The sequence below is a fragment of the Gammaproteobacteria bacterium genome (assembly GCA_028817225.1).
Classification (GTDB): domain Bacteria; phylum Pseudomonadota; class Gammaproteobacteria; order Poriferisulfidales; family Oxydemutatoraceae; genus Oxydemutator.
Map to the genome: position 1 here is coordinate 51,613 of JAPPQC010000047.1, position 25,259 is coordinate 76,871.

Annotated in this window: 23 protein-coding genes and 1 pseudogene; 3 read left to right on the top strand and 21 right to left on the bottom strand. The window is 67.3% G+C overall.

Annotation, left to right across the window (positions count from 1 at the left end; all coding sequences use genetic code 11):
• Window positions 1-15 precede the first annotated feature (15 nt).
• From OXU50_06730 to folC, 3 genes are read right to left on the bottom strand one after another with little or no spacing between them, the layout of a single operon-like run.
• Complete coding sequence (locus OXU50_06730) at window positions 16-582, bottom strand: SPOR domain-containing protein (GenBank protein MDD9869568.1); 567 nt, start codon at window positions 580-582, stop codon at window positions 16-18.
• A gap of 40 nt (window positions 583-622) precedes the next feature.
• On the bottom strand, window positions 623-1,624 hold the full coding sequence (locus OXU50_06735) for a hypothetical protein (protein MDD9869569.1): 1,002 nt from the start codon (window positions 1,622-1,624) through the stop codon (window positions 623-625).
• A complete protein-coding gene (gene folC / locus OXU50_06740) occupies window positions 1,621-2,937 on the bottom strand; it encodes a bifunctional tetrahydrofolate synthase/dihydrofolate synthase (GenBank protein ID MDD9869570.1) in 1,317 nt (438 codons plus the stop codon). The genes OXU50_06735 and folC overlap by 4 nt, the downstream gene beginning before the upstream one ends.
• 133 nt (window positions 2,938-3,070) lie before the next feature.
• On the opposite strand from folC, the gene OXU50_06745 reads away from it, so the two are divergent.
• The gene (locus tag OXU50_06745) at window positions 3,071-4,273 is read left to right on the top strand and encodes a DegT/DnrJ/EryC1/StrS family aminotransferase (protein ID MDD9869571.1); all 1,203 of its coding nucleotides are present in this window, start codon (window positions 3,071-3,073) and stop codon (window positions 4,271-4,273) included.
• Between the two features lie 105 nt (window positions 4,274-4,378).
• On the opposite strand, the pseudogene accD reads toward OXU50_06745, so the two are convergent.
• From accD to OXU50_06775, 6 genes and pseudogenes are all read right to left on the bottom strand, one after another.
• Window positions 4,379-5,230 (bottom strand): annotated as a pseudogene (gene accD, locus OXU50_06750) (acetyl-CoA carboxylase, carboxyltransferase subunit beta).
• On the bottom strand, window positions 5,230-6,069 hold the full coding sequence (gene trpA, locus OXU50_06755) for a tryptophan synthase subunit alpha (GenBank protein MDD9869572.1): 840 nt from the start codon (window positions 6,067-6,069) through the stop codon (window positions 5,230-5,232). The pseudogene accD and the gene trpA overlap by 1 nt, the downstream one beginning before the upstream one ends.
• Window positions 6,066-7,253 carry a tryptophan synthase subunit beta gene (gene trpB, locus OXU50_06760; protein ID MDD9869573.1) on the bottom strand — a complete coding sequence of 396 codons (1,188 nt, stop codon included), beginning with the start codon at window positions 7,251-7,253 and terminating at the stop codon, window positions 6,066-6,068. Before trpB ends, trpA begins: the two co-directional genes overlap by 4 nt.
• 4 nt (window positions 7,254-7,257) lie before the next feature.
• The gene (locus OXU50_06765) at window positions 7,258-7,905 is read right to left on the bottom strand and encodes a phosphoribosylanthranilate isomerase (protein MDD9869574.1); all 648 of its coding nucleotides are present in this window, start codon (window positions 7,903-7,905) and stop codon (window positions 7,258-7,260) included.
• A complete protein-coding gene (gene alaS, locus OXU50_06770; GenBank protein ID MDD9869575.1) occupies window positions 7,905-10,514 on the bottom strand; it encodes an alanine--tRNA ligase in 2,610 nt (869 codons plus the stop codon). The genes OXU50_06765 and alaS overlap by 1 nt, the downstream gene beginning before the upstream one ends.
• Before the next feature lie 81 nt (window positions 10,515-10,595).
• On the bottom strand, window positions 10,596-12,884 hold the full coding sequence (locus OXU50_06775; GenBank protein ID MDD9869576.1) for a DNA internalization-related competence protein ComEC/Rec2: 2,289 nt from the start codon (window positions 12,882-12,884) through the stop codon (window positions 10,596-10,598).
• Between the two features lie 47 nt (window positions 12,885-12,931).
• Here OXU50_06775 and OXU50_06780 point away from each other — a divergent pair, with 47 nt between their 5' ends.
• A complete protein-coding gene (locus OXU50_06780) occupies window positions 12,932-13,444 on the top strand; it encodes a DUF2062 domain-containing protein (protein MDD9869577.1) in 513 nt (170 codons plus the stop codon).
• Here the strand turns inward: OXU50_06780 and OXU50_06785 are convergent.
• The 12 genes from OXU50_06785 to ccmA all read right to left on the bottom strand — a co-directional run bounded on the left by OXU50_06785 (window position 13,441) and on the right by ccmA (window position 23,501).
• Complete coding sequence (locus tag OXU50_06785; GenBank protein MDD9869578.1) at window positions 13,441-14,568, bottom strand: hypothetical protein; 1,128 nt, start codon at window positions 14,566-14,568, stop codon at window positions 13,441-13,443. The genes OXU50_06780 and OXU50_06785 overlap by 4 nt on opposite strands.
• Window positions 14,569-14,593: 25 nt before the next feature.
• On the bottom strand, window positions 14,594-15,277 hold the full coding sequence (locus OXU50_06790; protein MDD9869579.1) for an ABC transporter ATP-binding protein: 684 nt from the start codon (window positions 15,275-15,277) through the stop codon (window positions 14,594-14,596).
• Window positions 15,274-16,518, bottom strand: coding sequence for a lipoprotein-releasing ABC transporter permease subunit (locus OXU50_06795; protein ID MDD9869580.1), 1,245 nt, complete (start codon window positions 16,516-16,518; stop codon window positions 15,274-15,276). Before OXU50_06795 ends, OXU50_06790 begins: the two co-directional genes overlap by 4 nt.
• A gap of 3 nt (window positions 16,519-16,521) precedes the next feature.
• The gene (ccmI, locus tag OXU50_06800) at window positions 16,522-17,763 is read right to left on the bottom strand and encodes a c-type cytochrome biogenesis protein CcmI (protein MDD9869581.1); all 1,242 of its coding nucleotides are present in this window, start codon (window positions 17,761-17,763) and stop codon (window positions 16,522-16,524) included.
• 6 nt (window positions 17,764-17,769) lie between these two features.
• On the bottom strand, window positions 17,770-18,165 hold the full coding sequence (locus tag OXU50_06805) for a cytochrome c-type biogenesis protein CcmH (protein ID MDD9869582.1): 396 nt from the start codon (window positions 18,163-18,165) through the stop codon (window positions 17,770-17,772).
• 61 nt (window positions 18,166-18,226) lie between these two features.
• Window positions 18,227-18,760, bottom strand: coding sequence for a DsbE family thiol:disulfide interchange protein (locus tag OXU50_06810; protein MDD9869583.1), 534 nt, complete (start codon window positions 18,758-18,760; stop codon window positions 18,227-18,229).
• Window positions 18,757-20,712: a heme lyase CcmF/NrfE family subunit gene (locus OXU50_06815; protein ID MDD9869584.1), complete on the bottom strand. Its 1,956-nt coding sequence runs from the start codon at window positions 20,710-20,712 to the stop codon at window positions 18,757-18,759. Before OXU50_06815 ends, OXU50_06810 begins: the two co-directional genes overlap by 4 nt.
• Window positions 20,709-21,161 carry a cytochrome c maturation protein CcmE gene (ccmE, locus tag OXU50_06820; GenBank protein ID MDD9869585.1) on the bottom strand — a complete coding sequence of 151 codons (453 nt, stop codon included), beginning with the start codon at window positions 21,159-21,161 and terminating at the stop codon, window positions 20,709-20,711. Before ccmE ends, OXU50_06815 begins: the two co-directional genes overlap by 4 nt.
• Complete coding sequence (gene ccmD, locus OXU50_06825; GenBank protein ID MDD9869586.1) at window positions 21,158-21,319, bottom strand: heme exporter protein CcmD; 162 nt, start codon at window positions 21,317-21,319, stop codon at window positions 21,158-21,160. Before ccmD ends, ccmE begins: the two co-directional genes overlap by 4 nt.
• Window positions 21,312-22,049 (bottom strand): heme ABC transporter permease, encoded by a 738-nt coding sequence (locus OXU50_06830; GenBank protein MDD9869587.1) that lies wholly within the window; start codon window positions 22,047-22,049, stop codon window positions 21,312-21,314. The genes ccmD and OXU50_06830 overlap by 8 nt, the downstream gene beginning before the upstream one ends.
• 1 nt (window position 22,050) lies before the next feature.
• Window positions 22,051-22,719, bottom strand: a complete 669-nt coding sequence (gene ccmB / locus OXU50_06835) for a heme exporter protein CcmB (GenBank protein ID MDD9869588.1) — start codon at window positions 22,717-22,719, stop codon at window positions 22,051-22,053.
• A gap of 56 nt (window positions 22,720-22,775) precedes the next feature.
• On the bottom strand, window positions 22,776-23,501 hold the full coding sequence (gene ccmA / locus OXU50_06840) for a heme ABC exporter ATP-binding protein CcmA (GenBank protein MDD9869589.1): 726 nt from the start codon (window positions 23,499-23,501) through the stop codon (window positions 22,776-22,778).
• Window positions 23,502-23,731: 230 nt separating this feature from the next.
• Between ccmA and OXU50_06845 the strand changes: the two genes are divergently transcribed.
• A partial coding sequence (locus OXU50_06845) for a S8 family serine peptidase (GenBank protein MDD9869590.1) occupies window positions 23,732-25,259 on the top strand: 1,528 nt, incomplete at its 3' end.

The following is a 25,259-nucleotide window of genomic DNA, read 5'->3' on the forward strand; positions in this document are numbered from 1 at the left end:
TGTCGCAGATGCCGTTCAACCGCCGTGGCCGTCGTCGTCGTCACCCTGCGAGCGGACCAGCGCCGTGATGCCGTGTTTCTTTTTCAGGTCGCGGACGATTTGCTCCGCCGCGCCGCGGCTTTTGTGCGGGCCGATTCTGACGAAATAAACCGGCGCGCCCCGCCGGTCCTGCGCTTCCTTGAAGAAAACCGGATCAAACCCCGCCTTGCTGAGCGTGGCGCGCAAACTGTCGGCGTTCTCCCGCACCGAAAAAACGCCGGCCTGCACAACCCACAGCGCCCGCGCCGCGCCGTCGGGCGCCCGCGCCGCGCCGTCGCGGACAACCGGCGCCGCCGCCCGCAGCGGCCCTTTCATCGGCGCCCGCCGCACCGCCGTGCCGGTCGTGCCGGCGGCCTCCCCCTGCGCCCGCTCAAGCGCCGGAAAATGCTGCCCGAAAACAATCGCCGGTTTTTCCGGCGCCTCAATCCTGACCTGCGAAAACTCGCGGTAGCCCTCGCCGTCAAACAACGCCGGCAGCACAATGACCGCAAGCGCCACGACAATCACGGCCCCCGCAAGCCTCTCCTTCATCGGCTGCTCCATGCCCTTATTATATGGGAATTCCCGGCAAAGGCCGAAACCCTCAAAGGTGGCCGTCGCGTTTCAGGACGCGCACCAGGAAATTGCCGGAGGCCTCGACCAGATTGAAGGGAGGCCCGCTGTCCGGCTTCTCACCCGCCATGATCAGGTAGCGGGTAATCGGCGTCGGCGCGCCGTACTCTTTGGTGCCGATTCTGATGTCGGCGGACGCGAAGATGCGGTACTCCGTCTGCGCCAGCAGGTAGTTGTCCGGCGGCCCTTCGGACGGCGACAACAGCCGCCTCAATTCCGGAAACCGGCGGTGCGTGAAAACCGTGAAATGTTTCGCCAGATGCTCGTGATAATTCCCGGCATGGTGGTTCGTCATGAAGTACAACGGCATGCCGCGCGGAATCAGCCTCTTCAAATCCTTGACGAAGCAGTTGGTGAGCCAGCCGCACACGGCCCCGAAACCGGGGAATTTCCTCCGGCTGAGCACTCCTTCCAGCCGGATAATCCTGAAATGCACGGCGGCATACTCTTCGCCGAGGGCGCGCAGCACCGGGCCTGCCAGCGACTCCACCAGCGCGGAAGGCTTGAACCCCACTCCGATGCCGGCAATGCGCGCACGATCATAGTAGTGATTCAGCGGAATGGTGGCGTGGGTCATCGCATCGGCGGGCAGCGTTTTGGAGATGACGCGGTAGTCGCGGTTCTGCCCGTCGGAGACCGGGGATACACCGGGCAGGCGCAGGCATTCCGTGTCCGGGATTCCGAGCGAGCCAAAATCATCCCGCGACACGACGGACAGCTGGCAATCCCTGCTGTCGCCGTTTCTGTACTGTATTCGCAACAGGGAATTCTCCAGATCCGTGTAGCGGCTCCAGCCGGGCGGCGGAAGATGTCCGCGGTTGTGCCGGGCCTCCAGGTTGGGAGGCGGCACAACCAGCGTGCGCCCCAGGCAGGCCGCCTCCCTGATTTGCGTTCCCAGGTTGGAAAAGTTGTGTATCAGGCCTCCGGTCGAGCCGACGGATGCATACACAAGATATCCCGGCGCATCGGTCATCGCGCCGCCGGCGCCGTCCCGGCCAGGGCCTCGGCCACGGTCAGCATTGAGCCGAACACCAGCAGGCGTTCGCCGCCGCCTGTGTGCGACGCCGCCTCGCGGTACGCCTGCGCGACCGACGGGAAATGCCGCACCGTGCCGGCGCCGGCGTGGCGGCGCACAATCTCGCACAGTTGCGCGAGCGGCAGCGCGTCCGACGACCCGGCCTCGCCCAGGTACCAGCAGTCCACCAGCGGCGCGACGATCCGGACGACGCCCTCGACATCCTTGCTCGACAGCATCGAGAACACCGCGTGCAAACGCCCCGTGCCGTCCAGCGCGCGCAGGTTGCCGGCCATGACCTCGGCGCCGTGCGGGTTGTGCGCGATGTCGAAGATGTGCAGGCGTTCGCCGTCCGGCGCCGCGACGCGCCGTATCTGGAAGCGCCCGTGCAGTTGCACATTGGCGAGTCCGCGGCGCACCGCGTCCGGCGCGACCTGGAAATGGCCGCGCAAGTGCGCGAGCGCGGCCAGCGCGCAGCACGCATTCTGCAACTGAATCTCGCCGTAGAGCGCCGGCGGCGGCAGATTCTCAAGGCCGCCGCCGCGCGCGACGAAGTCCCAGCCGTGGTCGTGTTTGCGGTAGTTGAAGTCAACGCCGAAACGCTCGACCGCGACGCCGCGCCGCGTCAACTGCTCGATGGCGCCGCGCGGCGGCTGCGGGTCGCCGTAGATGCACGGCCTGCCGGGGCGGGCGATGCCGGCCTTCTCGGCGGCGATGGACTCGCGGTCGCTGCCGAGCCATTCGGTGTGGTCAATGCCGATGCCGGTGATGACGGCGACATCGGCGTCCACGATGTTGACCGCATCGAGCCGCCCGCCGAGGCCGGTCTCCAGAATGACGACATCCGGCGAACAGCGGTGAAAATGCCACAGCGCCGCCAGCGTGCCGACCTCGAAGAAACTCAGGCTGATGTCGCCGCGCTGCCGCTCGATGACCTCAAACGCCTCGCACAGCGCCGCGTCGCCGGCGCACTCCCCGCCAACGCGGATGCGCTCGTTGTAGCGGTGAATGTGCGGCGAGGTGTAACTCGCGGTCGCGCAGCCGTGCTCGCGCAGAATGGATTCAAGCAGCGCCACCGTCGAACCCTTGCCGTTGGTGCCGGCCACCGTGACGACCGGCCACGGCGCCGGCAGCAGCCCGATGCGCAGCGCGACCTCGCGCACGCGCTCAAGCCCGAGTTCTATCTCCGCCGGGTGGGCGCGCTTGTGCCGCCTGAGCCAGCACCGCAGGTCGTCCGCGGCGCCGGCGCGGTTGATGGCCGTCCCGTTCACGGTCACTCGCGCAGGCGCGCGCAAGACCGCCTGATTTCAGATGTCGTTTTCATGAAAAACCGGATAAACTCGGTATTCTATCAAACCGCAACCGCATCAAATCATCCCGCAAACCGATGACTCCCCGCGCGACATGAGATTCCTGGCCGCCGCCGTCACGCCGGTAACCTGGGCCGACCTGGCGCGCGGCGCGCGCGCCGCCGCCGCGCGCGACGGCGTCGCCGAATTCGAGCGCGCGCTCGGCGCCTGGTTCGGCGGCGCGCACGCCTGCACATTCGGCTCGCTGATGCGTTCGGTCAAGGCGTGCATGCTGGCGGTGCGCGGAACTTCGACGCGCCGCCGGGTCGTGCTGTCGCGCTACTCCTGCCCCAGTTTCGCGCACGGCATTCTCGCCGCGGGCCTTGAGATCGAGTATTGCGACACCGACCCGTGCACGCTCGCCTTCGACATGGAATGCTTCCGGCGCATTGACCTGTCGCAGGTGTGCGCCGTGGTCTGCGCCAACCTCTTCGGCCTCGCCTACCCGGTGCGCGACATCGCCGCCGCGTGCAAGGCCGGCGGCGCGGCGCTGGTCGAGGGCGTGGACTACGGCATCGGCACCGAATCCGGCGGCGCGCGCCTCGGCACGCTCGGCGACTTTGCGATACTCAACTTCCAGGAAGGCAAGGCGCTGCCCATCGGCGGCGGCGCGGTCGTCACCCGCCACGGCGACGCCATGGAGCGGGTGCCGGGGTTTTCGCGGCGGCGCCCGCGCGGGCGCCGGATGCTGACGCTGGCGGCGTTCAGAATCCTGACCAATCCGCACGCCTACGGCCTTTTCATCAAAGCCGCGCAAATCGGAAAAGTCAACCTGCGGCGGCGCTTCTCGATGGAGGACACCATCCGCAAGACACGCGCCGAATACGACTACGCGCCGGAAGGCGGCGCGCTCGATTCGGTCTCCGACTTTCAGGCCGGCGTCGGCATGGCGCTGCTGGAGAAACTGGAACACCACATCGAGGTGCGGCGGCGCAACGCCGGCATCATCGAGGAGACGCTCGGCGGCGCGCGCGGCGTTGAACTGATCGAGCGCGACCCCGGCCTCGGCAAGACGCACTACATCCGCTACCCGTGCCTCGTCGCCGCCGGCGCGCGCGACGGCCTGATCGCGCACCTGCACCGGCGCCGCATCGAGGCCAGCTGGATGTATGTGGACCAGGGCATGGAGGTGGACGCCGCGCGCTTCCCCGGCGCGCGGCGCATCCGCGACTGCCTGGTGACGCTGCCGTGCCACCCGCATGTGACCGCCGACGACGCGCGGCGCATCGCGCGAACCACCGCCGAATTTCTCGCCTGACGATGTGTCTGAATACGGCGGCCTGTTGCGGAGACTCCGCCTCGCCCGCCGCCGCAAGGTGATGCGCCGCTTCGGGCCGCGCGGCTACGACGGCGGCGCTTCGGCGGGCGGCGGCGCCAGCAGCGACAGCATCGAGGCGATGCGCGCGCGCATCCCGGCGCGCGGCACGATCATGTCAATCGCGCCGTGTTCCAGAAGAAACTCGCTGCGCTGAAAGCCCTCCGGCAGGCGTTCGCGCACCGTCTGCTCGATGACGCGCGGCCCGGCGAAGCCGATGAGCGCGCCCGGCTCGGCGACGATGATGTCGCCCAGCATCGCCAGACTCGCCGAGACGCCGCCCATCGTCGGGTCGGTCAGCACCGACACGAACGGCAGGCGGCGGCGCGACAACTTCGCCAGCGCCGCGCCGGTCTTCGACATCTGCAACAGCGACACCAGCGCCTCCTGCATGCGCGCGCCGCCGCTCGCCGAGAAACAGACCAGCGGAACGCCGTCGCTGATGCAGCGTTCGACGCCCAGCTTGAAACGCTCGCCGACGACCGAGCCCATCGAGCCGCCGATAAAGCCGAACTCAAACGCCGCCGCCACCAGCGCGCGCCCCTCGAGCGCGCCCTTGACGACGACCAGCGCCTCGCTCTCGCCGGTGCGTTTGCGCGCGTCGGCGAGGCGGTCGCGGTAACGCCGGCTGTCCCTGAATTTCAGGAAGTCGGCGGACTCAAGGTCGCCGCCGATTTCCTCGCGCCCGCCCGCATCCAGAAACAGGTCGAGGCGGCGGCGCGCCGACAGCCGCAGATGGTGGCCGCAGCGCGGGCAGACATCAAGGCTTTCCTCCAGTTCCGGGCGGTAGAGCACGGCGCCGCACGCCGGGCACTTGTGCCACAGCCCTTCCGGGATTTTGCGGCTGCCGCCGCCGGAGGCGCGTATCCGCGACGGAATCAGTTTCTCGTACCAGCCCATCACGCCACCTCGCCCGCCGCCGCCGGCGCGCGCACCGCGGCGTCCATCGCGCGGCGCAGGCCGGCGACGAATTGCGACGCCGCCGACAGCCGCGCCGGTGCGTCGCCGGCGGCGGCGATAACGCCAACCAGCGCGCTGCCGACGACGACCGCGTCGGCCATTTGCGCGATGCGCGCGGCGGTGTCGCCGTCGCGGATGCCGAAGCCGACGCCGACCGGCAAATCCGTCAGTTGCCTGATGGCGGCGACTTTCGGCGCGATGTCGGCGGGGTCAATGCGGTCGGAACCGGTCACGCCCTTCAGCGACACATAATAGACAAAGCCGCGCGCCACCGACACGATGCGCCGGATTCGTTCCGGCGTCGTCGTCGGCGACAGCAGAAAGATCGGCGCCGGCGACTGCGGTGCGCCCAGCGCGCCGAGCAACCCGCCGGCCTCTTCCGGCGGCAGGTCCACCGTCAGCACGCCGTCCACGCCGGCGGCGGCGGCGGCGGCGGTGAAACGCTCGACGCCCATCGCCTCAATCGGGTTCTGGTAGCCCATCAGCACGACCGGCGTGCGCGCATCGTCGCGCCTGAATTCATGCATCAGTCCGAGAACTTTCGTCAGGTTCATTCCCGCCGCCAGCGCGCGTTCGCCGGCGGCCTGAATGACCGGGCCGTCGGCCATCGGGTCGGTGAACGGCACGCCGAGTTCGATGATGTCGGCGCCCGCCGCCGCCAGCGCGTGCATCAGCGGCACGGTGTCGCCGGGCGACGGGTCGCCCGCCATCAGGTACGGCACCAGCGCCTTTCTGCCGGCGGCGCCGAGACGCGCGAAACAGTCGGCGATGCGGCTCACAGCGTGATGTCCCCGATGCGCGCGACGGTGTCGAGGTCTTTGTCGCCGCGCCCCGACAAATTGACGATGATGTTGTCGCCTGCGGCGTAACGCGGCGCAAGGCGCGCGGCCCAGGCCAGCGCGTGGCTGCTTTCCAGCGCCGGGATGATGCCTTCATATCGCGTCAGCGCGTGAAAACCGGCCAGCGCCTGTTCGTCGGTGACGCTGGCGTATTGCGCGCGCCCGCTGTCCTTCAGCCAGGCGTGCTCGGGGCCGACGCCCGGGTAGTCCAGCCCCGCCGAGACCGAGTGCGTCGGCAGAATCGCGCCCTGCTCGTCTTCCAGCAGATAGGTGCGGTTGCCGTGCAGCACGCCGGGGCGCCCGGCAGCGAGCGGCGCCGAATGGCGGCCCCCTTGCAGCCCCTCGCCCGCCGCCTCGACGCCGTGCAACTCGACGCCGTCGTCGTCGAGAAACGGGTGAAACAGGCCCATCGCGTTGGAGCCGCCGCCGACGCAGGCGACCAGCGCGCGCGGCAGCGCGCCGGTTCTGTCGAGAATCTGCTCGCGCGCCTCGCGCCCGATGACCGACTGAAAATCGCGCACCATCAGCGGGTACGGGTGCGGCCCGGCGACGGTGCCGATGATGTAGAAGGTGTTGTCCACATTTGTGACCCAGTCGCGCAGCGCCTCGTTGAGCGCGTCTTTCAGCGTCTTTGAACCGGCGCGCACCGGCACGACCTCGGCGCCCAGCAGTTTCATCCGGTACACATTCGGGCTTTGGCGTTTGATGTCGTCGGTGCCCATATAGACGACGCACTCCAGCCCGAGGCGCGCGGCGACCGTGGCCGCGGCGACGCCGTGCTGGCCGGCGCCGGTCTCGGCGATGATGCGGGTCTTGCCGAGGCGCCGCGCCAGCAAACCCTGCCCCAATGCGCTGTTGATCTTGTGCGCGCCGGTGTGGTTCAGGTCTTCGCGCTTCAGCCAGATTTGCGCGCCGCCGAGCGATTCGCTCCAGCGCCGCGCGTGGTAGAGCGGGCTGGGGCGCCCGACATAGTGCGCCAGTTCATCGTTGAATTCGGCGGTGAATTCGGGGTCGTCGCGGCAGCGCAGGTAGGCGCGCTCGAGTTCCTCAAGCGGCCACATCAGCGTCTCGGCGACGAAGCGGCCTCCGTAGGGGCCGAAATGGCCGGCGGCGTCGGGCTGCACCGCGTCAGTCTCCGCGCCGCGCGAGGGCGTCGTCGGCGGCGCGCACCGCCTCGACGAAACGGCGCATCGCGTCGTGGTCCTTGACGCCGGCGGCGCACTCGACGCCGCTGCACAAATCCACCGCGAACGGGCGCACGCGCCGCAGCGCGTCGCCGACATTGGCGGGCGTCAGGCCGCCGGCAAGTATCAGCGGCGCGCCGGCGGTGTCGGGCAGGCGGTTCCAGTCGAAGGTGCGGCCCTGGCCGCCGCTCTCGCCGGGGCGGTGCGCGTCGAACAGCAATGCGCCCGCGCTCGGCGCGAACTCGGCGGCGGCGCCGGCGCAGTCGCCGCCGCCGCCCATCGGCAGCGCCTTGATGTACGGCAGGCCGAACGAGGCGCAGAACGCCGGCGTCTCGGCGCCGTGAAATTGCAGGCAGTCCACGCCGAGGTCGTCCACCGCCCGCTGCACGACATCGCGCGCGGCGTCCATGAACAGCGCCACCACCGTGACGAACGGCGGGCGCGCGGCCAGCAGGTTGGCGGCGCGCGGCAACTCCAGGCAGCGCGGGCTGCGCGGGTGAAACACCAGGCCGACAGCGTCCACGCCGAGCGCGGCGGCGCGGGCGATGTCATCTGCGGCGGTCATGCCGCACATTTTAATACGGGTGCGCATCAGGCCCGCATCTGCTCGCGCACCCACTCCGGCACCGACGCCAGCGCCGCGTCCAGATGCTCCGGGTCGCTGCCGCCGGCTTCGGCCATGTCGGCGCGGCCTCCGCCGCGGCCCTTGACCTGGCGCGCGACCGCGTTGACCAGCGGGCCGGCCTCGACACGCGCGGTCGTGTCGCCGGTGACGCCGGCGATCAGTTTGACGCGGCCTTCGTCCACCGCCGCCAGCACGATGGCGGCGGTGCCGAGGCGGTTCTTCAGGCCGTCCATCAGCGCGCGCATGGACTTCGGGTCGGGGTTCTCGACGCGCGCGGCGAGCACGCGCACGCCCTCGACCTCGACCGCCGACGCCGCCAAATCGCCGCCGGCGGCGCCGGACGCCGCGCGCGCCTGCTCGGTCTCGACGGCCTTTTGCAGGCTGCGGTTGGCCTTGACCAACTCGCCGGCTTTGGCGGCGGCGTCGCCCTCGCGCACCTTCAGCGCGCGGCACACCTCGTCGAGGCGCCGCTCGCGCGCCTCGATGTGCTCGAGCGCGGCGGCGCCGGTCAGCGCCTCGATGCGGCGGACGCCGGCGGCGACGCCGGACTCGGCGGTGATCTTGAACAGGCCGATGTCGCCGGTGCGCCGCACATGCGTGCCGCCGCACAACTCGACCGAGAAGTCGCCGATGGTCAGCACGCGCACGGTGTCGTCGTATTTCTCGCCGAACAGCGCGACGGCGCCCCTGCCGAGCGCCTCCTGTTTCGGCATCCATTCGGTCTCGGCGGCGATGTTGTCGCGTATCTTTTCATTGACGAGGCGCTCGATGTCGCGCAGTTCGCCGCCGCCGACCGGCTCGCCGTGCGAGAAATCAAAGCGCAGCCGCTCGGCGGCGACCAGCGAGCCTTTCTGCTCGACATGCGCGCCGAGCACCTGTTTCAGCGCCGCGTGCAGCAGGTGGGTGGCCGAATGGTTGCGGACGATGGCGGCGCGGCGCGCGGCGTCCACCTGCGCCCGCATCGTCTCGCCCGACTCGCAGCGCCCGTGTTCGACGACGCCGGTGTGCCGGTTGAAGCGGCCCGCCTTGCGCGTGTCCTCGACGCGGAAGGCGCCGTGCGCGCCGCTCAGCAGGCCGCTGTCGCCGACCTGGCCGCCGGCCTCGGCGTAAAACGGCGTGTTGTCGAGTATCACCGCGCCGTGCTCGCCGCTCTCCAGCGCCTCGACCGCCTCGCCGCCGCGAAACATCGCAATCACGCGCCCGCTGTCTTGCAGCGTGTCGTAGCCGCTGAACGAGTGCTCGCCCTCGACCGGCGCCGGCGCGTCCTCTTCCATCGCAAAGCGGCTCGCCCGCCGGGCGCGGTCTTTCTGCTGCCGCATCAGTTGTTCGAAGCCGTCGTAGTCCAACGCGAGGTTTTTCTCGCGCGCGATGTCGGCGGTGAGGTCCACCGGAAAGCCGTAGGTGTCGTACAACTTGAACACCAGGTCGCCCGGCAGCGCGCCCGACGACAGTTCCGCCATGTTCTCCTCCAGCACCGCGAGGCCCTGGCTCAGGGTCTCGCTGAAGCGTTCCTCCTCGTCGCGCAGCATCGCGGCGACGCGCGTTTGCGCCTGCGCCAGTTCCGGGAAGGCGTCGCCCATGCGCGCCGCCAGCGGCGCCACCAGGCGGTGGAAAAACGCCTCGTCAACTCCCAACTTGCGGCCATGGCGCAGCGCGCGGCGGATGATGCGGCGCAGCACATAACCGCGGCCCTCGTTCGACGGCACGACGCCGTCGGTCATCAGGAAACTGCACGAGCGGATGTGGTCGGCGATGACTTTCAGCGACGAAGACGGCGCGCGGGCGTCCGCGCCCGCGAGATCGGCGACCTCCTGTATCAGGCCGCGGAACAGGTCGGTGCCGTAATTGTCGCTGGTGCCCTGCAACACCGCGGCGAGGCGCTCAAGGCCCATGCCGGTGTCCACCGACGGTTTCGGCAGCGCGCGCAATTCGCCGTCGGCGCCGCGCTCGTGCTGCATGAACACCAGGTTCCACAATTCGACATAGCGGTCGCCGTCGCTGTCGTCGGAGCCGGGCGGCCCGCCGGCGACGCCGGCGCCGTGGTCGTAGAAAATCTCGGTGCACGGCCCGCACGGGCCGACCTCGCCCATCGTCCAGAAATTGTCGGCGCCGGCGATGCGGGCGAAGCGCGATTCGGCGACGCCGATTTGATTCAGCCAGATTTCGGCGGCCTCGTCGTCGTCCTCGTACACCGTCACCCACAGTTTCTCCGGCGGCAATCCGGCGACGCCGGTGACGAACTCCCAGGCGTAGGCGATCGCCTCGCGCTTGAAGTAGTCGCCGAAACTGAAGTTGCCGAGCATCTCGAAGAAGGTGTGGTGCCTCGCCGTGTAGCCGACGTTCTCAAGATCATTGTGCTTGCCGCCGGCGCGCACGCAGCGCTGGCTGCTGACGGCGCGCGGATACGGCGCCTGCTCCCTGCCGAGAAAGATGTCCTTGAACTGCACCATGCCGGCGTTGGTGAACAGCAGCGTCGGGTCGTTGGCCGGCACCAGCGGACTCGAAGGCACGACGGCGTGCCCCCTGGCCTCGAAAAAATCAAGGAAGGAACGCCGGATTTCAGATGTGGTTTTCATCGCTCAAACACGGAGGTAACGGGTTAGTTTATCAAATACGGCGCAAAACGCCGGGCGGCGCGCGTTCAGCCGGGCAATGCCTCAATCCCAGTAGCGCCGTGTCTGGTCGCGGTGGGCGGTGATGCTGAGGCCGGATGACGGCGAGAAATGCAGCGTCAGCGCGCCGGTGTCCGCCGTATTCAGCACGCGGATGCCGCGGTCGCGGTAGCGTTGGATGATGTCGGCCTTCGGCAGGCCGAACGAGTTGCGGTAGCCCGAAGTCACGACCGCGAGGCGCGGCGACACCTTGTCAATGAACGCCGGCGCCGACGAGGTGCGGCTGCCGTGGTGCGGCACCAGCATGACCTCGCCGGCGACGCGCCCGTCGGTCAGCAGCGCGCGCTCCGCCGCCTTCTCAATGTCCGCCGTCAGCAGCAGCGAACGCCCGCCGGCGGTAATCTTCAGCACGCACGAGGCGTTGTTGCCGGCGTAGCGCAGCGCCGCCGGGTGCAGCACTTCAAAGCGCACGCCGTCCCAGGTCCAGCGCTGCCCGTCGCGGCACGCCTCAAAGCGCCGCCCCGCCGCCTCAAACGGTTCGCCGCCGAGCAACCGCCGCGCACCGACATGACGCAGCACACCGTCGGCGCCGCCGGCGTGGTCGTTGTCGGTGTGCGACACCATCAGCGCGTCCAGGTTGGCCACGCCGCGCGACCGCAGATAAGGCGCCACCACCGCCTCGCCGGTGCTGAACGACGGCCACGCCGGGCCGGTGTCGTACAGCAATGTATGGTGGCGAGTTGCGATGAACACCGACAAACCCTGCCCGACATCAAGAAACACCGCCTCAAAATCGCCGTGCGCCGGCGGCGGCGACGCCTGGTTCAGCAGCGGCAGCAGAAAAACCAGCGCCAGCGGTTTCAGCCGCGCGCGCGCCAGCGCCAGCAGCGCGACCCCCGTCGCCGCTGACAGCAGCGCCCAGGCCGGCGGGCGGTGAAACCACTCGGCGCCGTCAAACGCGGCCAGCCATGCGCCGACGCGCCAGAACGCCTCGAACAGCGCGTCGGTGCAGCGCAGCAGAAACGCCGCCGGCACATCGCCGAACGCGGCGAAGACGGTGGACAGCAGCGACGCCGGCAGCACCAGAAAACTCACCAGCGGCACCGCCGCCAGGTTGGCGAGCGGCGCAATCAGCGAGCCGCGCGAGAAAAACAGCAGGGCCGGCAATATCATCGCAAGCGACAAACCCGCCTGCATTCCCACCCACTGCCGCCAGTCCGGCGCGCGCGTGTAAGATGTCACAAACAGCACGATGAAGGCGACCGCAGTGAACGACATCCAGAACGACACCGACAGACTGGCGAACGGATCCCACAGCAGCACCGCGAGCAGCGACGCCGACAGCGCCTGCGCCAGCGTCAGCCGCCGCCTTTGCAGCGTGCCGAAGACAAAGCACAGCAGCATCACCAGCGCGCGCTGCGTCGGCAGCGAGAACCCGGCCAACAGCGCGTAACCGAAGGCGAACGGCAGCGCCGCAACGGACGCCGCGCACCGCGGCGGCCAGCGCAGGCACGCCGCGGGAAGCCGCGACCACAGCGCGCGCAGCGCGAGAAAAAACAGGCCGAACACCAAGCCGATGTGCAACCCCGACACCGCGAACAAATGCCGGGTGCCGGTCGCGGCCAGCACGCGGCTGTGTTCGGGCGCGAGCGACCGGCTGAAGCCGAGCGACAGCGCGGCGACGGAATCCAGATGGGCGGCGTCGCCACGGTGCGCGCGCAGTTTGTCCAGCAAGTGCTGGCGCCAGACCAGCGGCGACCAACCCGAACCGCCGCCGGTTTTCTCCCAGTCCCGCGCGTAACCGGTGGCGCCGATGCCGCGCATGAAAAGCCATTTGCCGTAATCAAAGGCGCCGGGGTTGGCGTAACCGCGCGGGCGCTTCAGGCGCGCGCGCATTTGCAGACGGTCGCCGGCGCGCACCCGCGCATGGTCGCCGTACAATTTGACGCGCACCTTGCGCGGCACACGCGCGCCACCGGCACCGCCGACCCGCTCCACATCCAGATCAAGAACCGAATAGCGCCCGCGTTCAAGCGGTATCGTCGCGACGCGCCCGGCGATGTGCAGCGTTTCGCCCTCCAGTTCGGGCGCCAGCACCGCGCCGAGGCGGTCGTGCGCAGCCAGCAGCGCGCACAGAAAACCGGCGCCGAAGGCGCCCGCCGCCAGCGCCCACGGGCGGCGCGACGCCAGCCCGGCCAGCGCCGCCGCCGCCGGCAGCGCCGACACCAGCGGCGGCAGTTGCGCGAAGCCGTGCAGCGCGAGGTTGCCCGCGAGAAACAGCAGCGCGACAAAATGTATCGCGGCAATCATCTGGAAGTTTGCGTTCAATTTCATTACAATCATGCGCCGCCGCAAAACCGCGCGACGCCGGAAAAACAACGATGCCCAGAAAATGGATCAAACGACTGTTCCCCCATGTCGGGGTGCGCAAGCACCCCCGCCTGAGCATGCTCGGCAGTTGGCTCGACAAGGAGAACCTCTGGCATATCAACCGCCGATCCGTCGCCACCGCTTTCGCAATCGGCAGTTTCTGCGCGTTCATTCCGGTGCCTTTCCAGATGCTGATTGCGGCGCTCGCCGCCGTCGTGCTGCGCGGAAACATGGCCATCTCGGTGCTGTTAGTGTGGATCACAAATCCGCTGACAATGGGGCCGATCTTCTATATGTGCTACAAAATCGGACAAACGGTACTGGGAACCTCGTTTGTCCCGTTTGAATACGAGATCAGCCTGGCGTGGCTGACGACCGGGCTGGCCCAGGTGTGGCAGCCGCTGCTACTCGGCTGCCTGCTGGCCGCCTCCACCGGCGCGGCGGTCAGTTACACGCTGGTGCGCCTGCTGTGGCGCCTGCAAATCATCTCGCAGAAGCAGAAAAGACGGCCACCGGCCCGCTAACGCCGGAAAAACGCCGGCAACGCACGCGCCCCGCTCCGCACCATCTCGCCGGCCCGTTTCCTGACATACCGCGACCAGGCCGCATCCTGCGGCGAGCGGTTCTTCTGAAGATAAAGCGTCAGCAGCCTGAAGGCGCTTTTCATATCGGCAAGGAATGCTCCGTGTCTGACAAAATCACCTTCGGCGATTCTGAGGGCAAGCAGGTGTTTCTTCCACTTGTCAACAGGCTCGTCCATCGGCGGGCACGATTCGCCTTTTATCAAAAGGTCCACCCGCGCCAGGTGTTCCGGCGTGCAAGGCAGCGGCAGATGGACGCCCAGATAATATCCCGACCTCAGCCGGGACGGGTCATGCGTCAACTGAAAATCCTTGCTGATGAAACGCTCCGCCGCCGCCCACTGTCTCCAGCGCCAACACCACAGCAGGCCATGCCTCCGCGGCAGGTCATGCCTCGGACACCTTTTCTGCGCCACCAGAAGCCGGAAAACAGACTGCTTCCGGTAACCCTTGATTTTGGCGGTGGTGTAGATTTCTTCACCGTGCCACAAAGCCCCAACAAGCACTTCCATCGTGTACCAAGGCTGAACTTCACGCGCACTCCGCCCCCAGTCATCGGACAACGCCAGGACTTCTTTCATCAGGCTGCCGCGAGCGACATGGTAAAAAGCAAGCAACCGGTCAACATCCGCGGGCGCCAAATCCGAAGGCGCCGGAATTCCTTTTCCGGCTGCGCCGGCCCGGCGCATGCAATCCGGCCGGTGGTTGTAATACAGGGCGTGAAGATGAACCCATTCATCTTCGGGAATGTGCTCCAGTTGTCCGACAAAATAATCCGCCGACAACGGCAGCATGTCCATGTCGGCGGTAATCACCACATCGTCCGGATAAAGCGACGCCCCCCAGAACCGCGCCCAGGTGTACTGCACCGAAACCGCGACATCGTCCAGCAACTCCAGTTCGTGCACGATGCCGTCGGCGGGCGGCGGCTTGACGGTGTCCGAATCCCGGATGAAAAACAGCACCGGCGTAATCCCCAGCCTTCGCCACGCCCGCGCCACCGCCGGCCACCAGCCGAGATAGCCCATCTCGCTGTTGCAGCTCAGCAGGGCATAGCGGATTTTCATGTCGGCAACGGCGGGTTTCGGGTGATTATGGCGCGGCGGCCAGGCGCCCGTCTTCGAGGCGGCAGACGCGGTCGAGGCGCGACGCGAGGTGCTGGTCGTGGGTTGCGAACACCAGCGTGCTGTTGAAGTCGCGGTTGAGGTCGAACATCTCGGCGGTGACCTGTTCGGCGGTGGCGCGGTCGAGTTGGCCGGTCGGCTCGTCGGCCAGCACCACGGCGGGGCGCGTAATCAGCGCGCGGCACACGGCGGTGCGCTGGCGCTCGCCGCCGGACAACTGGTGCGGCTTGTGGCCGGCGCGGCGGCGCAGGCCAACGCGGTCGAGCATGGCGAGGCCGCGGTCGCGCGCGTCGCGGCGGTTGTCGCCGCGTATCAGCAGCGGCATCACGACATTCTCCAGCACGCTGAAATCGTTCAGCAGGTGGTGGAACTGATAGACAAAGCCGATGCTGCGGTTGCGAAGGCGGCCCAACGCGGCGCCGGACAGCGCCGCCAGCGGCTCGCCGCACAGCCGGATGTCGCCGGCGTCGGGGCAATCAAGGCCGCCCAGCAGGTGCAGCAGCGTGCTCTTGCCCGAACCGGACACGCCGACGACGGCGATGCTCTCGCCCGCCGCCGCCGCCAGGTCGAGGCCCTTCAGCACCTCGACGCGCAACGGGCCGTCGCCGTAACTCTTGCACAGCGCGCGGCACTCAACGGCGGGCGCGGTCACGACTCTCCGAGCACCTCGGCGGGGCGGATGCGCGCCGCGCGCCACGCCGGGTAAATCGTCGCCAGCACCGTCAGCACGAAGGTCAGCCCGGCGACGAGGACGACATCCGACGCCAGCAGCCGCGACGGCACCTCGGTGATCGGGTACACATCGGGCGACAGAAACCGGAAGCCGGTGGCGCGCTCGATGGCGGCGACCAGCCGCTCGAGATGGCTCGCCAGCGCGACGCCGCCGGCGACGCCGAGCGCATTGCCGGCGAGGCCGATCAAGCACCCCTTGACGATGAAAATCTTCATGATGCGCCGCGGCGCCATGCCCATCGTCTTCAGGATGGCGATGTCGGCGCGCTTCTCGATGACGACCATGACCAGCATCGAGATGATGTTGAAGGCGGCGACGGCGATGATCAGCGTCATCACAATCAGCATCAGCAGTTTCTCCAGTTCAATCGCGCGAAAGAAATTGCTGTGGCTGCGCGTCCAGTCCACGACGCCGTATTCGGGCGACAGCAGCAGGTTCAGCCGCCGCGTGATGCGCGGCGCCTCGAACAGGTCGTTGAGGCGCAGGCGAACGCCGCTGACGGCGCCGTCCAGGCGCATCAATTTGCGCGCGTCCTCCAGGTGCAGCAGCGCGATGCTGCGGTCAAATTGCGACAGGCCCGACTTGAAGGTGCCGGCGACGGTGAAGCGCCTCATGCGCGGGATGATGCCGGCGGGCGTCACCGAGGTCTGCGGGCTGACGACGGTGACGCGGTCGCCGGGCGCGACGCGCAGGTGGTTTGCCAGCGCGTGGCCGAGTATCGCGTTGAAGGCGCCGGCCTTAAGCAGTTCCAGCGAACCCGACTCCATGTGCCCGGCGACATTCGACACCCGCGCCTCCAGTTCCGGCAGCACGCCGTGCATGTAGGCGCCGCTGACGCGGTCGCCGTTCATCAGCATGCCCTGCATGTCAATCAGCGGCGCCGCGGCGACGACATCGCCGTCGCTTTCCAGTTCGTCCTTCAGCGTTCGCCAGTCGTCAATGCCGGCGCCGGCGCCGACCAGCGTCGCGTGCGAGACCATGTCGAGCATGCGCTCGCGTATCTCCTCCTTGAAGCCGTTCATGATGGACAGCACGGTGATGATGACGGTGGCGCCGATGGCGATGCCGAGCACCGAAATCAGCGACACGAACGAGATGAAATGATTCTGCTTTTTGCCGCGCGTGTAGCGCCAGCCAATCCGGTATTCGATTGCGGGCACGCGCTACTCCCCGACGACATCGCCGATGTGCACCTCGACGGCGTCGCCGGCGCCCGGCCCGAGCGCGCTTTCGCCGATGAAGTCGCCGGCCTGCGCCGCCGCCCGCCCCGACTTCGACACGCGCGCGACGACGCGCAGCGAATCAAAGTCATCGAGCGTCATCGCCGGCGTCATTGCGTTCTCCCTGCCGAGGTACGCCTCAAGCGGCAGGTCGGCGGCGCGGAAACGCCGGATGGCCAGCGGCATCGGCAGCCCCGAAGCGGCCTTGGCATAGACGAACACCGTGTCGTCGGGCGCCGTCCGTTCCAGCAGTTCAGGCGCAATCGAGACCAGCACAGCGATGCGGCGCCCGCCGCCGTCCGGCGCGGGCCGCGCGTCGCCGCCGGGCGCGGCGTCGGCGGGCGCGGCGGCGCCGTCGCCGCCTTCCATCCGGCTGCGCGCCGCGGCGATTTGCTCGCCGATGGCGTCGCGCACGCCGTCGTTGTCTTCAATGCCGCTTTGCAGGCGGCTCCAGTGGCGAATCGCCTGCGCGTAGTCTTCGGCCTGGAAGTTGGCCATGCCGAGCAGCCACAGGCCCTTTTCATTGTCCGGGTCGGTGGCCAGCGCCTGCTCCAGCAGCGCCACCGTGTCGGCGCTGAAACGCCCGCCGGCGCCGAGGAACAGCGCCTCGGCGTAATCCACCTTCAGCCAGTCGTCCAGTTCAATGTGCTTCGCCGCCTCGCGGTAGGCGTTCGCCGCCTGCGCGTATTCGCCGAGCATCTTGCTCGACTCCGCCAGCAGCACCCAGCCGGCGGCGTCTTCCGGCGCATCGCCGAGTTCGCCCGCAAGGCGCTCCACCATCTGCTCAAATTCCTGCTGCGGCGGCGGCCCGGCGACCCCTTCCGGGTAGCCGCTCGACCACAGCAGATACAAACCGGCGCTCGCGCCGACGACAAAAAGCGACAACACCGCCGCACTCGCGCGCCGCCAGCGCCAGTCCGCCGCGGCATTGTCTTCGCCGACATCACCCTCATTGGCGCTCTCCAAATCACGGCGCACGCTTTCATAGTCGGATGAATCCAGCAAGCCGCTTTCCACATCGCGGCGCAACTCCTCCAGTTGCGCCGACAGCACCGTGGCGCCGGCGTCGTCCCTGTCGGCGGCGTCGCGCGCGGCGCGCGCGCGCGCCAGCAGCGGCCACGCCAGCCACAGCAGCGCAATCGCCCACAGCAGCGCGACACCAATCCAGAACAGCGTCAGCAGCACCGCGCCCTACTCCGGTTCGCCGTCCGAACGCCGCCGGTGCACCACCTGCCACCGGAACAGCCAGAACAGCCCGCCCGCCAGCAGCGCCGCAGGCGCCAGCCACAACAGCCAGGTCGCCGGCCTGAAACGCGGCCTGAAAAGGACGAAATCGCCGTAGCGCGCGGTCATGAAGTCCACAATCTCGCGGTTGCTCTTGCCGTCGGCGACCATCGCGCGCACTTCGTCGCGCAAGTCACCGGCGAGTTCGGCGCTGGAATCCGACAGCGACTGGTTCTGACACACCAGGCAGCGCAACTCTTTCAGCAATTCGTAATAGCGCCGCTCCTGCTCAACGGACGCAAACGGCTCGGCGCCGGCCACCGCCAGCGACAGCAACACCGCATGAAACAACGCCGCCGTCATCGCACCCGCCCGGCGGCGGCCACCACCGGCGACAACAGCACCGCATGAATCAACGCCACCATCACTGCATCCGCCCGGCGCCCAAATCCGCCAGCAGCGGCAGCAGCACCTGCTCCACATCGTCATCATCCAGCGGGCCGATGTGCTTGTAGCGGATGACGCCTTCGCCGTCTATCACAAAGGTTTCGGGCACGCCATAGACGCCCCAGTCCAGGCCGATGCGCCCGTCGCCGTCAAACACGCTGAACAGGTACGGGTCGCCCAGCCGCCCAAGCCAGGCGACGGCGTCCTCGCGCCGGTCCTTGTAGTTCATGCCGTAAATCGGCACGCGCAAATCGTTGGCAAGCGCCAGCAGCACCGGGTGTTCATGATGACAGGCGACGCACCAACTGGCCCAGACATTGACCAGCGCAGGCCCCGGCAACTGCCGGTCGCCGACGACGCGCTCGGGCGCATGCACGGTGGCGGCGGTGAACGGCGGCATCGGCTTGCCGACCAGCGGCGACGGCACGCTCGTCGGGTCAAGGCGCAGCCCCGCCGCCAGCAGCGCGACCAGCAGCGCGAAGACGACGACAATCCAGGCGTGGCGGTTCATGCCGCGCCGCCCGCGCGCGCCGCGCGGCGCGCGACGCGGTATCGCGCATCCGACGCCGACAGCACGCCGCCCAGCGCCATCAGCAGCGCGCCGAGCCAGATCCAGCGTATCAGCGGCTTGTAATAGACGCGCACCTCGCGGCGCCCGTCCGCTATCGCCTCGCCCATCGCCACATACAAATCGCGCAGCGGCGACGCATCCACCGCGGCCTCGGTCATCGCGTCGCTCTGCACGCGGTAGGTGCGCCTTTCCGGGTGCAGCACCGCGACCGCCTCGCCGTCGCGAAACACGCCGACGCGCCCTTCCTTTGACAGGTAATTGGGGCCTTCCCTGTCGGCCACGCCCTCAAACACGAATTGGTAACCGGCGAGTTCAACCGACTGCCCGTCTTGCAGATGCACCATCTTCTCCTCGCTGTATGCACTGCTGAATGTGACGCCGAAGATGAACAGCGCGAGGCCGAGATGGGCGGTGCTCATGCCGTAAAACGACAGCGGCAGCGCGCGCAGCCCGCCGCGCGGCCCGTCGCGGCGCAGCCGCCGCCCGAGGTTCAGCGCCGTCGTCAGCAGCACCCACGAACCGGCGGCGGCGCCGATGAAAACGCCGGGCGACACGCCGTCGCCGAACACCGCCGCCAGCACCAGCGCGGCGACAAGCGCCGCCGCCAGCGGCGCGCGCAGCCGCCGCAACAGCGGCTGCGGCGACGAACGCTTCCACTGCACCGCCGGGCCGACGCCCGCCGCCAGCGCCGCCAGCAGCATCAGCGGCACGAACACCGCCGAGAAATACGGCGCGCCGACCGAAATCTTGTCGAGGCCGATCGCATCAAGCGCCAGCGGGTAAAGCGTGCCGATCAATATCGAGAACATCGTAACCAGCAGAATCACATTGTTGACCAGCAGCAGGTTCTCGCGCGACAGAAAATCAAACACGCCGGTGCTGCGGATGCGCGGCGCGCGCCACGCATACAGCGCCAGCGAGCCGCCGACGGCGACGACCAGAAACAGCAGGATGAAGACGCCGCGCTCCGGGTCGGACGCGAAGGCGTGCACCGACACCAGCACGCCGGAGCGCACCAGAAAGGTGCCGAGCAAACTCAGCGAAAACGCCAGTATCGCCAGCAGCACGGTCCAGCCCTTGAAGGCGTTGCGCTTCTCGGTAACCGCCAGCGAATGCAGCAGCGCGGTGCCGACCAGCCACGGCATGAACGACGCATTCTCGACCGGGTCCCAGAACCACCAGCCGCCCCACCCCAGTTCATGGTAGGCCCACCAACTGCCGAGCGTGATGCCGATGGTCAGAAACACCCACGCCGCCAGCACCCACGGCCTGGACCAGCGCGCCCAGCGCCCGTCAAGGCGCCCGTCGAGCAGCGCCGACACCGCGAACGCAAACGCCACCGAGAAACCGACATAACCCATGTACAGCATCGGCGGATGAATCGTCAGCCCCGGGTCTTGCAGCAGCGGGTTCAGGTCGCGCCCGGCCGTTGCCGCCGGAAACAGCCGCTCAAACGGGTTGGATGTCGCCAGCGTGAACAGCATGAAGCCCGCCGCCACCAGCCCCATCACCGCCAGCACCCGCGCCAGGAAAACCTCGGTGAGGCCGCGGTTGAACAGCGTAACCGCGAAAGTCCACGCGCCGAGTATCAGTATCCACAGCAGCAGCGAGCCTTCGTGCGCGCCCCACACCGCGGCCAGTTTGTAATAGGTGGGCAGCGCGGCGCTGGAGTGTTCGGCGATGTAGCGCACCGAGAAGTCGTCTTTCAGAAAGGCGGCGCTGAGCGCGGCGTACGACAGCACCAGCAGCAGGAACTGCAAACGCGCCGCCGGCACCGCCAGCCGGAACAGCGGCGCGACGCCGAAGTGCGCGCCCGCCAGCGGCAGCGTGCCCTGCACGGCGGCGACGACAAACGCCAGCACCAGCGCGAAATGGCCGAGTTCTACTATCACTGCGCGTCGCCGGCGGTCGGCCTGGCGATGCCGACCGGCTGCTGGCCGAGGGATTCGGCGATGCCGGGCGGCATGTAATTCTCGTCGTGCTTGGCAAGCACCGTGTCGGCGGCGAACACGCCGTCTTCGCGCAACCGCCCGGTGGCGACGGCGCCCTGGCCGTCGCCGAACAGGTCGGGCAGCAGGCCGTGATAGACCACGCGGGTGATTGAGTGGTTGTCGGTCAGTTCAAACTGCACGCGCTCGCCGCGGCGGACGCTGCCGGGCACGACCATGCCGCCGAGGTTGAAGGTTCTGCCCGCAGGCGGCGCCTCCTCCGCGACCTGCGTCGGCGTGTAGAAATACAGCAGGTTCTTTTCAAACGAGTACAGCACCAGCGCGGCGGCGGCGGCAAAGCCGACCAGCAGGATGACGACAAACGCCAGGCGTTGTTTGCGCCGCGGCGTCATCGCCCGCCCTCGTTGGCGGCGCTGCGGCGCAGCAGCCGGCGGTGGCGCATCACCGGCAGGCACAGGTTGGCCGCCAGCACCGCAAGGCCGAGCAGATACGAAGGCCACACAAACCATCCGTAGCCGCCCATCGCCAGCCAGTCGAGCAAGTCAGGCACGGCCTGCGGCCTCGTCGCGGAACCACTGTTGCGCGCGGCAGTGCTCGGCGATGGAGCCGCGCAGCCGCGCCAGCAGCACGGTGATGAAATACAACTTGAACACAACCGCCATGAACAGCAGCGGCGCCAGCATGCTGATGTGCGCCGCCGGCGCGTCAAAGCGGGTTACCGTCGGCCCCTGGTGCAGCGTGCTCCACCAGATGACCGAATAATGAATGATCGGAATGTTGACGACGCCGACGATCGCCAGCACCGCCGTCGCCCGCGCCGCCTTGCGCCGGTCGGGAATGGCCGAATACAGCGCGATGACGCCGAGATACAGAAACAGCAGGATCAACTCCGATGTCAGGCGCGCGTCCCACACCCAATAAGCGCCCCACATCGGCTTGCCCCACAACATGCCCGTCACCAGCGTCAGCGCCGTGAACGACGCGCCGATGGGCGCGCATTCAATGTGCACCAACTCGGCCAGTTTGACGCGCCACACCAGCGCCACAGCGCCCGCCGCCGCCATCACCACATAAACGAACAGCGACATCCACGCCGACGGCACATGCATGAACATGATGCGGTAGGCCTCGCCCTGCTTGTAGTCGGTGGGCGCGATGTACAGCCCCCACACCAGGCCCGCCGCGAACAGCGCGACGGTGGCGGGCAGCAGCCACGGAAACAGCCGCCCGCACAGGCGGTAGAAAGACGGCAACGAGGCGTAGCGTGTGGCGTGTAACATGTCAGTCGAGCATGACCTTGAGCGCGGCGGCAACGGCGAGCGGCGCCAGAAGCAACGCCACTATAAATAGCGCGCCCAAAATTGCAAGCGCGGCGCCCGCCGGCAGGCCGGCGGCGGCCATGTCCATCGCGTTGGCGCCGAACACCAGCAGCGGCACATAAAACGGCAGCACCAGCAGCACCATCAGCATCTCGCCGCCGCGCAGGCAGCCGGTGAGCGCCGCGCCGACCGCGCCGAGCGCGCTCAGCACCGGCGTGCCGAGCGCGAGGCTGAAAACCGCCACCGGCAGGCTCTCCACCGACAGGCCCAGCAGGTAGCCGTAGAACGGCGCCAGCAGCGTGAACGGCAGGCCGGTGGTGCACCAGTGCGCGAGAATGCGCGCCAGCGCGAACGGATAGACGCCGTGCGGCGTGATCAGCCATTGTTCCAGCGAGCCGTTTTCAAAGTCGTCCTTGAACGCGCGTTCAAGCGACAGCAGCCCCGCCAGCAGCGCCGCGACCCAGATGACGCCGGGCGCGAACCGTTGCAGCAGCGCCGGGTCGGCGTCGGCGCCGAGCGGAAACAGGCTGATGATGATGGTGAAAAACGCGACCGGCATCAGCCAGTTTGACTGGATGTGCAGCGCCGCCGACAAGTCGCGGCGCATCAGGGAGGTGAAGGCGTCAAGCATCGTCGCCCAGGCGCAGGTGGTGCGCGGCGTGGTGGCCGGGCGGCGTTGCGGGTGCGTCAGACATCTTCGCCCAGGCGTATATTGTGCGCCGCGTTGTGGCCGGGCGGCGACAGCGTTGCGTGCGTTGCGATGAGCGCGGCGCCGCCGTGCGCCAGATGCGCGGCCAGCAGGCGTTCCAGCCGCGCGACGCCGTCGCGGTCGAGGCCGACGCCGGGTTCGTCCAGCAGCCACAGCGACGCGCGCTCTATCAGCAGCCGCGACAGCGCGGCGCGGCGCAACTGCCCTTGCGACAACTTCGCGCACGGCGTGTGCAGCCAGTCGGCGATGCCGAAATCATCTTGTGTTGCGATTGCCGTCGTTATCGTGTTTGTTGTGTGTGTTTGCGTCGTCCCGTTCGTGTTCGTTGTGCGCGCGGGCGCCGCCTGGTTCGTGTGCGCCGCGTGCGCGCGTCCGAGGCCGGAATAAAACGCCAGATTCGCGGCGACGCTCAACTCGTTCCTGAAACCGGACTTGTGGCCGATGTACAGCACCTGTTCATGATAAAGCCCGCCGTCGCGCACCGGCGACAGGCCGCGCCACTGAAAGGCGCCGCCGTCGGCCTCCGACAGCCCGCACAAAATCCGCAGCAGCGTGGTCTTGCCGGCGCCGTTGGCCCCGGTCACCTCGCACCATTCGCCGGCGCGGAGCGTGAGGTTGAGGCCGTCGCACAATGTGCGGCCATTGCGGGAGAACGCGAGGCCGGTTACTTCGAGCGTAGCGGCGTTTGGGGACGGGTTGGGCATTTGCCTATTCTAATGGGAACCGCAAGGGAAAGTTGGCAAACCGGCGGGCGGCGGGAGCCGCCATCCCTGCGGAAGCAGGAGTCCAATATATTAGATGAGTGGCCGTTGATATATCATAATCATTGAGAAAATCGGCATTTCTGGCCGGTTGCAAGCGCCTTTGCAGCATGACTTTTTTTCAAAAATCAAGGAAAACCGGATGGTTCATCGGGGGTGCTATTGCTGCCCTGATGATGATACTGCTGGCTGAATTCTCCACGCCACCGCGCAATGTGGCCGTAACACCCGGTACAAACGCTATTCAAAAAGACTTCCGCCCCATCCTGCAAAACATCAAGACCATTCCCGAACATCTTATTGAGGAAACCAGGTACCAGACACTACTGGTCAAACGCCTGTCCGGTGTGCCCGAACCCGCCAATGGGGCAATGGCGACACTCTCCCAAATGGGAGAAGCTCGCACAACCTACCTCCGTCAACTCGATATCTCTATTGTTGAGGTTCCCTCTTCATGGGATGCAGACTGGCTGCTGGAGATTATTCATGAAGACCCGTCCGTGAACTACGCTGGCATGGATTACAGCGGCAACAGAGTACCAAACTCCCTGCCATACGGAACCAGGCCAAACGACCCCAGTTTCGGGGACCAGACCAACTTGCACGATCCGATTAACGATGTGGATGTGGACGCCCCGGAAGCATGGGCCTACACCACCGGCAGCGATAGCGTTGTGGTCGTGGTGGCTGATGGAGATTTTGATATTAACAACCCCGAGTTACGCCCCAACCTGTGGGTCAACGAAGCGGAACTCAGGGGCATACCCGGCAGAGACGACGATGCCAACGGATGCATCGATGACATTCACGGTTGTAATATCTTTGGGGGCGTCAATCCCATCTTTGGGAATGGCAACTTCGGGGATGATGCCGGGCATGGCACAGAAGTTGCCAGCGTTCTCGGTGCTCGTGGAAACAACAACAACGAAATTACGGGCGTCGCCTGGAATATCAAATTGATGTTTTTGGACGATACTCTGTCAATGCATGGCCATGAATACATCCTTACGATGCGACGCAGAGGCGTCAACATCCGGGTCATTAATTTCAGCATTGGCAGTCTTGATAATTGCGATTCTACCAACCTGTCACCTCGGTCATCAACATCAACTCTGTCAGGTTCCCAGAAGGTGGAGCATATGGCTTTTGAAGAACTCATGGCGGAAGGCATTTTAGTTGTCCAAGCGATGGGGAATTTCGGAATAAACTACAACAGCCAACGGACGCAATTGCATACACCGGCTTGCTACAATCTTGATAACATCATCGCTGCTGCGGGACAAAGTAAAGCTGCCAGAGAGCGTTGGAGTGGCTCCAATTACGGCGACATAATAGCTGACTTATATGCGCCCGCTGAAAGAATACCAACCAGCCCTCGGCTATTTGTACAGAATCTCCCCGGACTGCCAGATTTCCAAATAGACCCTGATGGCACTTCCCTTGCGGCCCCCCATGTCGCCGGCGCCGCCGCTCTGCTGTGGTCGTTCAGGCCGGACCTGACCATCACCGAGGTGCGCAGTGCGCTGCTCGATACCGTGGACCGCTTCGATTCGTTCAAACTGAGAGATGAAAACGGTGTCCCGACCACAGACACCGTCGCCTCCGGCGGCGCCCTCAACATCGCAAACGCCCTTTATTCCGTCGCCACACCCGGCATTCGCATTCATTCATCACAAACCACCATCGCCGAAGGAACCAGCG